Raw genomic sequence first — 11,954 nt, 5'->3', positions numbered from 1 at the left:
CTGCCACTACAATCTTCCTAATTACATTCTATAATGTGACGGATTTCCCCTGTAACAAATTGATAAAAGTAAATGTATTGAAAATCCTCCCTACTTTTCGCCTAATTTCTCTAAATTAAGACAGGATTTTCGTATACATGTCGAATACCTCAGCAAGCAGTTTATGACATAAATGATAAGGAGAAAAAAGATGGCTAAAATTGTAGTGGATTTTCAACTTAGTCATGGTGAGGAGAAAATTACAGAAGGAAACATCGTGATTGTTAACATCTATCCCAGCAAAGCCAATCTCCACGAACAAGTAAAAGTGCTGATCGCTGACCAATTCAATTGCTCTGCTGCAATCATCTCTATTAAACAAATCAAAATGAACGCATAAGTGTATATTATATTGTGCACTTAGACGGATGAGCCAAATTAAAATAGAAAGTATGAATGGGCGTTCACCCATCGCTTTGCCGAAAGCGAGCAGCCATGAAACGAAGTTAAACTGCTTAGGACGATAACACCCTTTAAGAAAAGGACAAAAAAAAGAGGTGCTTCTCTATAGGAAGCACCTCTATATGTATAGGGGACTTTATTATCTCACCAATTTTCAGATCACGTAAGTTCCATTAGACGTATACCACTAGGCCTATGTTCAATCCTTTAATCGGTAAATTAGCCGGTGGTTGGACAAGTTATCTAGCTTTTGTCATGCTAAAAATACGTTTTAACTATACTTTCGATCTCATCATCCTTCATTCGGCCTGCAATCCCAGGAGTTTGAGCAAAATATTTTACCGCTTCACCGCAAGATAGACCTATCTGACTAAGTCCCTTGGCGATGGTGATGAGATAAGTTGCTGGTGGTGGATTTAAATCCTGTTCGTGCATATCAAGATTGCAAGTGAAAGTAACCATCGGATATCCTTGATCCTCACCAAGATACACCATGCGGCTATACCAGCCTTGGCCAAAGTGAATATATCCTTTTTCGATAACTTCCTCCAAGTCAGCCTCTATCTCTTCGCAGCTATTTTCTTGAGCTGTAACATCTAAGAATTGCTCGACAGTGACCAAGTATTTTCTTCCATACGTCTCGTATGCTTCATTTCTTTCGTGACCGATAAAAGCCACTCCACCTTCTCCCCATTTCGTCCGCTCTCTTGCAAAATAAAGAGGGTATGGCAAAACAGCTTTACCATTTTTAAGAGGCATGGCTGGATTTCTACAGCCTCTTTCCCGTTGAGTAGAACCTTCTGGCTGATCACCAAGAATATAACACAAAAAACGGTGCTCCATTAAATTCGATCCATAACTTACATACCAAACATATGATGTGTCCAACGAATAATCCTCCTTAAAAATTTTCCTTGAATAATAGTCATGAAGATTGTCATTTTTTTATACATTGATATACACAAGGGGGATGAAAAGAATGAAAAGAAAATGCTTACTCTTCGTTTTGTGCTTATTTTTATTTCTTTTCGCGATGTTCCTAGCTACACCTGTTGTTTAGATGTATTGGAATTGATTATTTTATAGGTCTTTTAGTCTACCCCGAAAAAAATGAAAAACAAAATCGATACATGCGTGTAAATAATATTGGTAAAATAATCCTATTGACCTAAATAGAGTTATTAGAAATAGTCTTTCCGATTCTTGTTTCATTTTATAAATCGGGATAAAATGGTAATCATACAATACTTTTCCTTCTCTAGTTTCTGTACGAGTCTTACTCCTAATTGGTAAGGAGGGATGGGGATGACAGTATTTGAAGCGATGTCACTCATGGTTGGTTTTTCAATGCTTGTTCTTACCATTATCCGCTCCAAAGATGACTCATAAAGACAGAGAGTTTTGTTTCTTATTCATTCTGCCATGCAGATGCATGGCTTATTTTTTCGGATAAATTTATTTAAAAGCTACATACCCTATCTTTGAATTGTAAAACAAAAACCTTGCTGGAGATACTCTCCAAGCAAGGTTTTTAGTTTTAACTCTTCTTTCTATCCTACTTACGCCTTTTTCACAACAATTTGTCCTTCTGCAACATTTACTGCTAGCTTCTCGACACTCTCGTCATCTAAAAGAACATCTGCAATTTTATCCTCGATATGTTCTTGAATGATCCGACGAAGTGGTCTTGCTCCGAATGCTGGGTGATAACCTAGTTTAGCAAGCTTCTGTTTTGCAGCTGAAGTTACTGCGATTGAAATGTTTTGATCTTGAAGTTGATCTGAAAGCTCTTGTAGCATCAAATCAACAATCTTCACAAGGTGTTCTTCTTTTAACGACTGAAATTGTACGATGCTATCAAAACGGTTAAGAAATTCTGGTTTGAAATAGCCGCCTAAAGAGTCTAAAATCTGTGTCTCTTTTTCAACCTCTTCTGTATTAAAGCCAAGTTTCTTTGTTTGTTTTACAGCTGAACCTGCGTTACTTGTCATGATGATCACAGTATCTTTAAAACTTACTGTACGCCCTTGACTGTCCGTTAATCTGCCATCTTCCATGATCTGTAGGAACATGTGCTGTACGTCTGGATGAGCTTTTTCAATCTCATCGAGCAGCAGTATGCTATAAGGCTTACGGCGGATTTGTTCTGTAAGCTGTCCCGCCTCTTCATGTCCTACATATCCTGGAGGTGAACCGATCAACTTGGATACAGCATGCTTTTCCATATACTCACTCATGTCGAGACGAATCATGCTTTCTTCATCACCAAAGATCTCTTTAGCTAAAGTTTTTGTTAATTCAGTTTTCCCTACACCCGTAGGTCCTACGAATAAGAAGGAACCGATCGGACGTTTTTTTGTTTTTAATCCTGCACGGCTTCTGCGAATCGCTTTTGCTACCTTTTCCACCGCTTCATCTTGTCCGATTACTTGAGCTGAAAGTTTTGCAGCAAGCTCTTTCATCTTAGACTGTTCATCACTTTGCAGTTTACGAACTGGAATTCCTGTTTTCTGTTCCACGATATGTTGAATATCTTCTACTTGCACAATCGCTGCCTTTTTATCTTCTTCTTGTGTTTTAAGTTTCTCATCGAGCACTAGTTCTTCTTGTCGAAGTTTAGCTGCAAGTTCATAGTTTTCATCTGCAGCAGCTTTCTCTTTTTCTTTAACGAGTTCTTCTAAGCGCTCCTCGATGGACGATTTCTCAATCGTAATATGTTGAAGGTTGCTCTTTGAACCTGCTTCATCCATAAGATCAATCGCTTTATCGGGCAAGAAACGATCTTGAATATACCGTTGTGATAACGTAACACAAGCTTTTAAAGCTTCTTCTGTAAATTTAACTTGGTGATAGTCTTCATAACGCGACGCAAGTCCCTTAAGGATCTCAAACGCTTCATCCGTCGTTGGTTCGTTAACGATAACAGGCTGAAAGCGTCGTTCAAGCGCTGCATCTTTTTCGATCTGGCGATATTCTTTAAGTGTTGTAGCACCAACCATCTGAAGTTCACCACGAGCCAGTGCTGGTTTTAAAATGTTTCCTGCATCCATTGAACCTTCAGCAGACCCTGCTCCTACGATCTGATGCACCTCATCTACAAAAAGAATGACGTTCTTGCGTTTTTGAAGTTCTGCGATCAGTTGTTTCATTCTTTCTTCAAACTGACCTCTTACGCCTGTGTCTGCAACGAGTGAAGCAACATCTAACAAATAGACTTCTTTATTCAGAAGTTTTGCTGGTACATTGCCTTCTACGATCTTACTAGCTAGGCCTTCAGCGATTGCTGTTTTACCAACACCAGGTTCCCCGATCATTACCGGATTATTTTTTGTACGACGATTTAAGATTTCAATCACACGACGTACTTCCTGATCACGTCCGATGACTGGATCAATAATTCCTGCTTTTGCAGCATCTGTTAAGTTTCGGCCGAATTTATCTAAGAAGCCTCCACCGCCACGTTTTTCTTTTTGAGTTTGTTGATGATGTGGATCGTTCGCTTGGTCTGCAAATGCTTGTCCATTCATCATCTGTTGAAAAATATCATCGAAAGAAGAAAAATTCATGTTCATTCCTCCCCCAGTTGTCATTTCTTGTTTTACTTTATGATAACAATTAGAGCAAAGCACAAATTGTTTCTTTTCTTTATTCATAGAGATACTCATTTGAATCGTAGCAGGATTAACTTCACATTGTTCACAACGCATACTTGTAACCCCCTATAAGTTTTTTTAAAAAATTGTATAAATTATTTGCGATTATAACGGTATGCCTTTCACTTCGCAACTTTTTTGATTTAAGTGATTTGGTCTGTTGCTAAAAGTTTGACTTTGACTTTCTTTGACCTTTCACCTTTAATCATATTATACTTTGACCTTTTTTGACTTTCAAGTATTTTGTTTCACTGTTAAAGATAACAAAAAGAGATGAGCTCTTAACTCATCTCTTCCCCAAATTAGTTCCAATTAAAAGTGATTTTTTGTCTGTAATCTTCTGTTTCTCCGGTTGGCGTCAACCAAACTTCAAGCGTGTATGCTCCCGGCTCAAGATTATTCACTAAAATGTCCTGTTTAAAAACATCGGCTTGTTTCAGTTTTAATGAAGAAAGTACCTGCATGAACATATGATTTTTCGAGTATTGGTAAACAATTTTCCCATTCTTATCTTTGATCACATAATCGAATTTTTGACTAGACGAAAATTGAAAAACCTTCTCTTTTTCTGTTTGATTTTTTAATTCGTATCGAAATAGAATACCTTTTTCGTTCTGCTGTTCTTTAACATTAATCGTACTTTCAATACTTCCTGCAACGATACCGTTCTGACCATCTTGTCCTGATCGCTCTTCTTTGCCTTCCTTAGGACTTTGTTGTTTCTTATCATCTTTTTTACCATCACCTATCACTGGTTGCTCGCTCCCCTCGGATTGGTTTTGGCTGTCATCGTTCCCACAGCCTGTAACGACTATCGAAATACATAATATGATCAGTATAACATGCCAGTTATTTGTCCTACATTTTGTCATCGTTCTTCACCTCACTTGTTAGTTTGGGCATATATACGTAATTTCATGTTTAAAAAGGATTTTTAGCTTACTTCATGTAAAATAGAGATTAAATCATACGTATAAGGAGTGTGTTTCTTTGAAAATGACAAAGACTGATCTTTTGCTTGAAATGCAGAAAATAACTTCTGAAAAACGTGCTACACAAAACGAAACGGTCCTCTGGCAACATAGTCACGATGAATCTTATCACCACCCTGTTTCTCCTGATGTAGTTGTATACCCGATATCGTCAGATGAAATTTCTTCTATTCTTAAATTCGCAAATGAAAATAAAATTCCTGTTGTGCCTTATGGAGTCGGCTCTAGTCTTGAGGGTCACTGTATACCCGTAAAAGGTGGCATCACCCTAAACTTTCAAGAAATGAATGAAGTGCTGGAAATTCGTCCAGATGATTTTTTAGTGAAAGTACAGCCTGGCGTTACACGCACTCAGCTAAACCTAGCACTAAAAAAATTCGGATTGTTCTTTCCAGTCGACCCTGGAGCTGATGCTACGATTGGCGGGATGGCAGCTACGAATGCAAGTGGAACAACAAGCGTAAAATATGGAATCATGCGCGACCAAGTAAGAAATCTTCAGGTCGTATTAGCGGATGGACAAATTATTCAAACCGGCGGAATGGCTGCTAAGTCGTCGGCGGGCTATCACTTGACCTCCATGTTTGTAGGCTCAGAAGGTACTTTAGGGGTATTTACTGAGATCACATTAAAAGTATACGGAATTCCTGAGGCAATACTTGCAGCAAGATGCACGTTTTCATCTGTTCAAACGGCAGTTGAAGCAGCAAGTGCAGTTCTTGGCTCTGGGACTGGTATCGCAAGGATGGAACTGGTTGATGAACGCTCGATCGTCCAAGTGAACCACAATAGTGATACTTCGTATACAGAAGCTCCTACCTTATTTTTAGAGTTTCAAGGAAATCCAGCAAGTGTTACATATGAAGCATCACTCACAAAGGAATTGCTCGAGAGCTATGGTGGTTTAGAGTGGACAGAGGAACGTGATTCTAAGGCTCGCGCTAAACTTTGGGAAGCAAGACACCATTTAGCTTATGCATTTAAACATGGATATCCAGGTAAATCGATGATGTTTACCGATGTTTGTCTTCCACTCTCCGAATTGTCTGGAGCAATCGTACACGCTAGAGAAACGATGGACGAGGTAGGAGTACCTGGTGCAGTCCTCGGTCATGTAGGTGATGGTAATTTTCATGCTATCCTAATGTACGATAGCTCGATTACAATAGAGCGTGAAAAGGCAGATATGGTCAACGCTCGTATAGTAGATCATGCTCTTCAAAAAGGCGGCACGTGTACAGGAGAGCATGGGATCGGAATCGGAAAAGCAAAATATTTGGCAAAGGAACATGCTGATACTCTTCCTATCATGCTCGCTATAAAAAAACAATTGGATCCAAACGACATTTTAAACCCTGGTAAGATCATAATATAGAAATGAAACGATAGGCTTGTATGATTCGTATTAGAGTTATAACAAACCAAGGAGGCGTTATTTCATGATCGTCGTTACAACTGAGAACATAAAAGGCTATGAGGTGAAGGAAGTAAAAGGATCTGCTTTTGGAGTCGTTGTACGTGCCCGTGGTATCGGCGGCGACATCATGGCGGGATTAAGAGGAATCATGGGTGGTGAGATCAAGGAATATACGAGCATGCTTGAAGATGCCCGAAAGCAAGCCGTTGACCGGATGGTAAAGAATGCTACTGAGATGGGTGGCAACGCAATCATCATGATGCGCTTTGATTCTGGAGAGATGGGCAATAACATGAGCGAGATCGTTGCTTATGGAACGGTTGTCGTCATTGAAAAACAATGAACATCATAAGTATCCTAATCGGCTGGCAGGTATTGTCTGTTCTCTTTCTAGTTATCTTAGGCATCATCTCCTGGATGTATTTTGATAAGCGATACAAAAAAAGTGAAACAAAAGTGCCCTCAGGTTATATTTGGACAGATGAAATATCAATAGATTCAACCTCAGGAAAAAGGGAACGTGTTTATTATAATCCTGAAACAGGTGATCGGTTTTATAAAGAAGAATAAAGATAAAAGCTTGTCTATTTGGGGAGTTCCCTTAATAGACAAGCTTTTTTGTAGCTGATCAAGTTTATGTTTCTTTCAAATTTTATTTTTGTGCGTTTGAAAGGTTTTATGCTCGATCCATGAGATTTATGCTCGGTCACAGGAATTTATCGTCTGGCACCAACAAAAAAGCCACCCCTTTCAAGTGGGCAGCTTTCATTTCTATTTCATCTTTACACTTTAAATTTATTGATCGCTTCGTTCATCTCTTCTGCTAGCTGTGAAAGTGCGTTTGAGGAAGATGAGATCTCCTCCATGCTTGCTAGCTGTTCTTCTGCAGAAGCAGAAACTTCTTGCGTTGACGAAGCTGCTGTTTCTGCCATCGATGAGATCACGTCGATCGAGCCAACAACATGCTCGGTACTCGCTGTCATCTGCTCTGTTGCGGCTGAAATATCGCTAACTTGTCCAGAAACTTCTGCAACGGTATCGTATAGACTTTTGAATGCTTCTCCTGATTGATAGACGAGTTCTCTACCGCCATTTACTTCTATTGCACCGTTCTTCATTGCGGTAACGGCTTTTTCAGTTAGTTCCTGGATGCTAGTGATTAGTTGACCGATCTGGGATGCAGATGCTGATGATTGCTCTGCTAATTTTCGTACTTCATCAGCAACTACTGCAAAGCCTCTGCCTTGTTCTCCTGCACGAGCTGCTTCGATTGCTGCATTCAGTGCTAGAAGATTTGTCTGACCGGCAATATCCGTGATCACGTCAACAATATTCGTAATTTCTTGAGACTGCTCACCAAGATCCTTGACAACTTGAGAGGTACTGTCCATAGAAGTGTGGATCGCATCTATCTGGCCGATCGTCTTTTGTATGGTCTCATTTCCGCCTTCAGCTACCTGCATTGAACGAGCGGATGCTTCAGACATGTTCTGCATACTAACTGCGATCTGTTGGATTCCGGCAGAAAGCTGGTTCATGGCTTCTACGATATCATCTACCGTACGCACTTGTTCTTGAGATCCTCCTGCCACCTCACCTATCGTTGTCGCGATCTGTTCTGTTGCCATACTCGTTTGTTCGGCTGAAGCGGTTAATTCTTCAGAAGATGCTGCCACTTGTTCAGCAGTGGCCCTTACTTGTCTGATTAAGGTGGCAAGGTTTGTACCCATATGGTTGATGCCATCTGCGAGCATACCAATCTCATCTTTATTTTTTACAAAGATCGGATCCATCGTCAGATCACCATCTGCGATGTCATTAAGCATATTTGACATTCTCACAACAGGTCTAGAGATCATGCGCGACATCGTGTAACCGATTGCAAGTGCAGCCACTACAATAACGACTCCTAATATTGTGATGAGAGAGACAACGAACTTCTCTTTGTCCGCAACGACAATTCTGCCTTCAGCCATTAGGTTTGCTTGTCTCTTGCCCATCTCATCTGTTACAGCTCGCATGTCTCTGCCTAACGGGAAAAGAGTGCTTTTTGCATATTCATTTGCTGCTTCCATGTTACTCATTGAGTTTTGCAGCACACGGTCTGATTCCGTTTTGTAATCATTGTTCAAATAATAAATCTTCTCCAGTCTATCTTTATCTGCCTTTACTTTAACGAGTTTCATCGTTTCATTTACGAGTGTACTAATCCTTTCGTTCGCGTCGGTCAACTTTTGTTTGCTTTCGGTCGATTGCTCGAGCAAGTATTCCCTGACACTATTGTTTTGAACAGTCGCTTGAAGTTCAATCTCTTTTGCATTGTTAAAGATTACCGTTCTTCTGTCTAATAGTTCACTGTATGTTTGTTGCATGTCTTTTAAAAAGTAAAAGAAAACACCGCAAGTTGCAGCAAACAGAACAGCAATTGTTAAAAAAGAACCTACTAGTTTTTTTCTTAACGTTAGTTTCATACGTCACCTCTTATAAATTTCTGTTGTTAAAAATAACCGGACAATTCAGCACAATGATTAGGTGATCATCCTGCTTAGAGACACCTTTTATTAACGAATCCTCTTTTGAACGAAAACTTCCTGGTGATTGTATGGAATCTGCTTCGATATCAATAACATCGGTTGCCGCTTCCGTTAGAAGTCCTAAGAATTTTTCCTCATTCTGTAAAATGACAATTCTAGTATGATCTGCGATCTCGGTCTTTCCTTTACCGATCAGCTGTCCAAAATCAATGATCGGAATAACGTTTCCTCTTAAATGAATGATCCCCAATACGTCTGAATGCATCTCTGGCATCGTTGTTATGTCCAGAACGCGCTCGATCGAAGCGACATGTTCGATCGGCAGCCCATATTGTTCAACACCAGCTGTTATTACAACAATCTTTAAAGTTTGAGTGCTAAGTGACATCTCACTTGCTCCTTTTCTAGGTATTTCTTCATTAAACAATAGTCATGAGTTCTCCCTCTTTTTATCGGTTAAGAATTTCAAATGTTTTAGTCTCAAAAATGATAATAAATCTACTAATCATTTTTAGAGTTTCTCGAGTTTATGTACTATAACAATAAAAAACGCCTGAGCAGAAAATGCTCAGGCGTTCTTCTTACTTATCTTTTTAATTCTACATTCTCTACCGTATTTGGCGGAATGGTTACTTGCACCTCTACAAACTGTTTCGAACCATATAATTGTGTTTCAACTACTTTACCAACAGAAGGCGTGTAGCTGCCTTGTTTCATATAGAATGGGATATTTACTGTCAAAGATTTATTTAAACGATTCGTAACTGTAGCTGTTTGGGTAACTTGAGATCCATCGTTTGGCAGTTGAAACTTATTTTCAAATGAAACAACTCCAGCTGACGTATTCCCATTTTGATATACTGGCATGGATCTATCTGGACCTTCATATACGTATGAATTGAATTTATTATCAGCAGCAGTCTTCTCAAACAAACGATAGCCTACCCATGGTTTAGCTGATAATTCAATAGAAGCAGTCGTGGAATACAAAATACCGTCTTGCTCTGTAATGTTATCGATGTGCGTATGTCCATGCAAAGATATATTAACGTTGTTCTGCTTCATTACATCAATCAGTTCATGAGATCCTTCACCGTGCCATTGCTGATCGTATTTAATACCGAGCGCCTCACCTTTTATGAGCGTTGTTAAATGCTGCGGATCATGCTTAGCATCGTATTCTTTCCAATACTCGTTTACATGCGGATCGGTTGACGGCCATATGTCACGATCACGCCATAACGGATTATGGTGAGAAAATAATCCCCTTACTTGCTCAGGTTGTGCACTGGATTTGTTAGCTGCTAAATCTTTTTTAATCCACTCCATCTGCTCATCACGTATCTGTCCACCCCAAGTAGGAACCGATACGGATCCGTGGCCTTGTCTATCAAACTTGTGCCAATCAAAAGAGTTGTATCCGATCATGTGAGCATATGGTCCATAATCAAATGAGAAATATTGGGGACCGAAATATTGTTCCCAATACTTAGCACCATCCGTTAGTGTAGCATCTTGTGCATAATAATCATGGTTCCCTGGGACGATATATACAGGAACATTAAACTGCTTTAGCATGCGGTATGTTTCTTCATATTCATAGATGTATTCTTTAGGATTCATCTGACCATACATTAAATCACCTGTCATCACCACAAAATCTGGTTTTAACAAATTCACTTGTTTAATCGTTTTTTGGAGATATAACCAACGTTTCGTTCGATCTGGGTGCCACAATCCTGCTTCAATAATATTAGCTGGGTCTGCAATATTGCGTGGAGAGCCAACATGAATATCTGTTAGATGCATAAACTTAAATTCTTCCTTGAACTCTTTAACTACCTTAACCGAGTTTGGTTCATCATCTGTAATTCGAGTTCCATTCCCGGTATAAGAAACTCGCAGATCAAATAACTCTTCTGGAACCTCGTCTGGAATTTGTACCGTAACTTCATAAATAGAAGAGCTATCCTTCCAATAAGATGATCCTTTTTGCACATTTTTTACAGGAAGAGTAAATGTTCCATCAATTTGCGCTGCTTCAGTTGGATTTAAAGAAACTTCCCATCCTGCAGGTTCTTTATCTTTTGAATCCACCTTAATCGTCAAATCAGACCCGTTCTTTTTTATTGCTGGAGTTGACATAAGTGGATAAATAATATGATCTACTTTTGGATCTAATTCTAAATTAGGTACTTTATCCAAATAGTTTTCAGTGTTTCCAATCCCACCATCTTGTTTGTCTATACCAGACAAGAAGGCATGTGCTTGGCCAGCAGGTATCGTTAAAGCACCCGAGATAACAAGTGCTGTTAGCTTCGTTCTCCAATTCATGTGTTACTCTCCCTTCAAAATAACTTGCATCTTGAAAGTAACAGCACAACGTAAATTTCATGTAACAACACATTAAACTTTTTATGAAACAGTTATTTTTTTTACTATATCTCTTTCAATCTCTTTCTTGCTTCATTTTCTTCAAACGAACTATAAACGCGATGATCCTTTTGATCAAGAATTCGGAAGTGCTGACTGATTACATTCTGCTGAAGCCGGTAGCCTTTACGTAAATCTACTTCTTTCCACCAGACATGTCCACCCCAGGTTTTTTCTTTCGGTACTGCTACATACTCATGAACGACGAGCTCCATAACATCAAGTGGATTTCCACCTAATGCATGGTTAAGAATGTCTGAGTTTCGAAACAATGCACACATAGCAACGATGACAGTCCAGCTCGCTTTGATTCTTTCTTTTTCGATCTGCACTAACGTTTTCTTTGAAATTCCTAATATATCGGCCATCTTGTCTTGTGTATATCCAAGTTCAGTTCGAACAAGTTTGATCTTGCCTGTTAACAAGTCTACAATTTCGTCTTGTGTCATAATAAAGAGAATCTCCTTTTTATCCTTTTAGGAAC

12 protein-coding genes are annotated in these 11,954 nt (G+C 39.2%); 5 read left to right on the top strand and 7 right to left on the bottom strand.

Translation table 11 applies throughout. The annotated features are described in order from the left end of the window. Positions 1–190: 190 nt before the first annotated feature. Positions 191–379: a hypothetical protein gene (locus ACOZ9X_RS12625; RefSeq protein WP_423418482.1), complete on the top strand. Its 189-nt coding sequence runs from the start codon at positions 191–193 to the stop codon at positions 377–379. Positions 380–699: 320 nt separating this feature from the next. Here ACOZ9X_RS12625 and ACOZ9X_RS12620 read toward each other — a convergent pair whose 3' ends face one another. Continuing rightward, complete coding sequence (locus ACOZ9X_RS12620) at positions 700–1,329, bottom strand: hypothetical protein (RefSeq protein WP_423418481.1); 630 nt, start codon at positions 1,327–1,329, stop codon at positions 700–702. A gap of 411 nt (positions 1,330–1,740) precedes the next feature. On the opposite strand from ACOZ9X_RS12620, the gene ACOZ9X_RS12615 reads away from it, so the two are divergent. Further along, on the top strand, positions 1,741–1,830 hold the full coding sequence (locus ACOZ9X_RS12615) for a putative holin-like toxin (protein ID WP_423418480.1): 90 nt from the start codon (positions 1,741–1,743) through the stop codon (positions 1,828–1,830). A 170-nt stretch (positions 1,831–2,000) separates the two neighbouring features. On the opposite strand, the gene ACOZ9X_RS12610 is transcribed toward ACOZ9X_RS12615, so the two are convergent. Then, on the bottom strand, positions 2,001–4,148 hold the full coding sequence (locus tag ACOZ9X_RS12610; protein ID WP_423418479.1) for an AAA family ATPase: 2,148 nt from the start codon (positions 4,146–4,148) through the stop codon (positions 2,001–2,003). A gap of 248 nt (positions 4,149–4,396) precedes the next feature. After that, positions 4,397–4,966 carry a BsuPI-related putative proteinase inhibitor gene (locus ACOZ9X_RS12605; protein ID WP_423418478.1) on the bottom strand — a complete coding sequence of 190 codons (570 nt, stop codon included), beginning with the start codon at positions 4,964–4,966 and terminating at the stop codon, positions 4,397–4,399. A 124-nt stretch (positions 4,967–5,090) separates the two neighbouring features. Between ACOZ9X_RS12605 and ACOZ9X_RS12600 the strand changes: the two genes are divergently transcribed. From ACOZ9X_RS12600 to ACOZ9X_RS12590, 3 genes are all read left to right on the top strand, one after another. Next, on the top strand, positions 5,091–6,461 hold the full coding sequence (locus ACOZ9X_RS12600; RefSeq protein ID WP_423418946.1) for an FAD-binding oxidoreductase: 1,371 nt from the start codon (positions 5,091–5,093) through the stop codon (positions 6,459–6,461). A 64-nt stretch (positions 6,462–6,525) separates the two neighbouring features. After that, positions 6,526–6,846, top strand: coding sequence for a YbjQ family protein (locus tag ACOZ9X_RS12595; RefSeq protein ID WP_137790415.1), 321 nt, complete (start codon positions 6,526–6,528; stop codon positions 6,844–6,846). Then, complete coding sequence (locus ACOZ9X_RS12590; protein ID WP_423418477.1) at positions 6,843–7,073, top strand: hypothetical protein; 231 nt, start codon at positions 6,843–6,845, stop codon at positions 7,071–7,073. The genes ACOZ9X_RS12595 and ACOZ9X_RS12590 overlap by 4 nt, the downstream gene beginning before the upstream one ends. A 212-nt stretch (positions 7,074–7,285) precedes the next feature. Here ACOZ9X_RS12590 and ACOZ9X_RS12585 read toward each other — a convergent pair whose 3' ends face one another. The 4 genes from ACOZ9X_RS12585 to ACOZ9X_RS12570 all read right to left on the bottom strand — a co-directional run bounded on the left by ACOZ9X_RS12585 (position 7,286) and on the right by ACOZ9X_RS12570 (position 11,919). After that, complete coding sequence (locus ACOZ9X_RS12585) at positions 7,286–8,974, bottom strand: methyl-accepting chemotaxis protein (RefSeq protein WP_423418476.1); 1,689 nt, start codon at positions 8,972–8,974, stop codon at positions 7,286–7,288. A gap of 10 nt (positions 8,975–8,984) precedes the next feature. Continuing rightward, complete coding sequence (locus ACOZ9X_RS12580) at positions 8,985–9,425, bottom strand: chemotaxis protein CheW (RefSeq protein ID WP_423418475.1); 441 nt, start codon at positions 9,423–9,425, stop codon at positions 8,985–8,987. Positions 9,426–9,622: 197 nt separating this feature from the next. Continuing rightward, entirely contained in the window at positions 9,623–11,371 is a 1,749-nt protein-coding gene (locus ACOZ9X_RS12575) for a metallophosphoesterase family protein (protein WP_423418474.1), read from the bottom strand. Positions 11,372–11,475: 104 nt separating this feature from the next. Further along, entirely contained in the window at positions 11,476–11,919 is a 444-nt protein-coding gene (locus ACOZ9X_RS12570; RefSeq protein ID WP_423418473.1) for a helix-turn-helix transcriptional regulator, read from the bottom strand. Positions 11,920–11,954: the final 35 nt, after the last annotated feature.

This window comes from Fictibacillus nanhaiensis, assembly GCF_049537595.1.
Lineage (GTDB): Bacteria > Bacillota > Bacilli > Bacillales > Fictibacillaceae > Fictibacillus > Fictibacillus nanhaiensis_F.
Note: the sequence above shows the minus strand (reverse complement) of the source record. Positions and strands in the feature narration are given on the sequence as shown.

What these genes read in the sequence shown, in the direction of transcription:
- ACOZ9X_RS12625 (WP_423418482.1), top strand. Translation starts at nt 191, where the DNA reads ATGGCTAAAATTGTAGTGGATTTTCAACTTAGTCATGGTGAGGAGAAA.
- ACOZ9X_RS12615 (WP_423418480.1), top strand. Translation starts at nt 1,741, where the DNA reads ATGGGGATGACAGTATTTGAAGCGATGTCACTCATGGTTGGTTTTTCA.
- ACOZ9X_RS12610 (WP_423418479.1), bottom strand. Translation starts at nt 4,148, where the DNA reads ATGCGTTGTGAACAATGTGAAGTTAATCCTGCTACGATTCAAATGAGT.
- ACOZ9X_RS12605 (WP_423418478.1), bottom strand. Translation starts at nt 4,966, where the DNA reads ATGACAAAATGTAGGACAAATAACTGGCATGTTATACTGATCATATTA.
- ACOZ9X_RS12600 (WP_423418946.1), top strand. Translation starts at nt 5,091, where the DNA reads ATGACAAAGACTGATCTTTTGCTTGAAATGCAGAAAATAACTTCTGAA.
- ACOZ9X_RS12595 (WP_137790415.1), top strand. Translation starts at nt 6,526, where the DNA reads ATGATCGTCGTTACAACTGAGAACATAAAAGGCTATGAGGTGAAGGAA.
- ACOZ9X_RS12590 (WP_423418477.1), top strand. Translation starts at nt 6,843, where the DNA reads ATGAACATCATAAGTATCCTAATCGGCTGGCAGGTATTGTCTGTTCTC.
- ACOZ9X_RS12585 (WP_423418476.1), bottom strand. Translation starts at nt 8,974, where the DNA reads ATGAAACTAACGTTAAGAAAAAAACTAGTAGGTTCTTTTTTAACAATT.
- ACOZ9X_RS12580 (WP_423418475.1), bottom strand. Translation starts at nt 9,425, where the DNA reads ATGTCACTTAGCACTCAAACTTTAAAGATTGTTGTAATAACAGCTGGT.
- ACOZ9X_RS12575 (WP_423418474.1), bottom strand. Translation starts at nt 11,371, where the DNA reads ATGAATTGGAGAACGAAGCTAACAGCACTTGTTATCTCGGGTGCTTTA.
- ACOZ9X_RS12570 (WP_423418473.1), bottom strand. Translation starts at nt 11,919, where the DNA reads ATGACACAAGACGAAATTGTAGACTTGTTAACAGGCAAGATCAAACTT.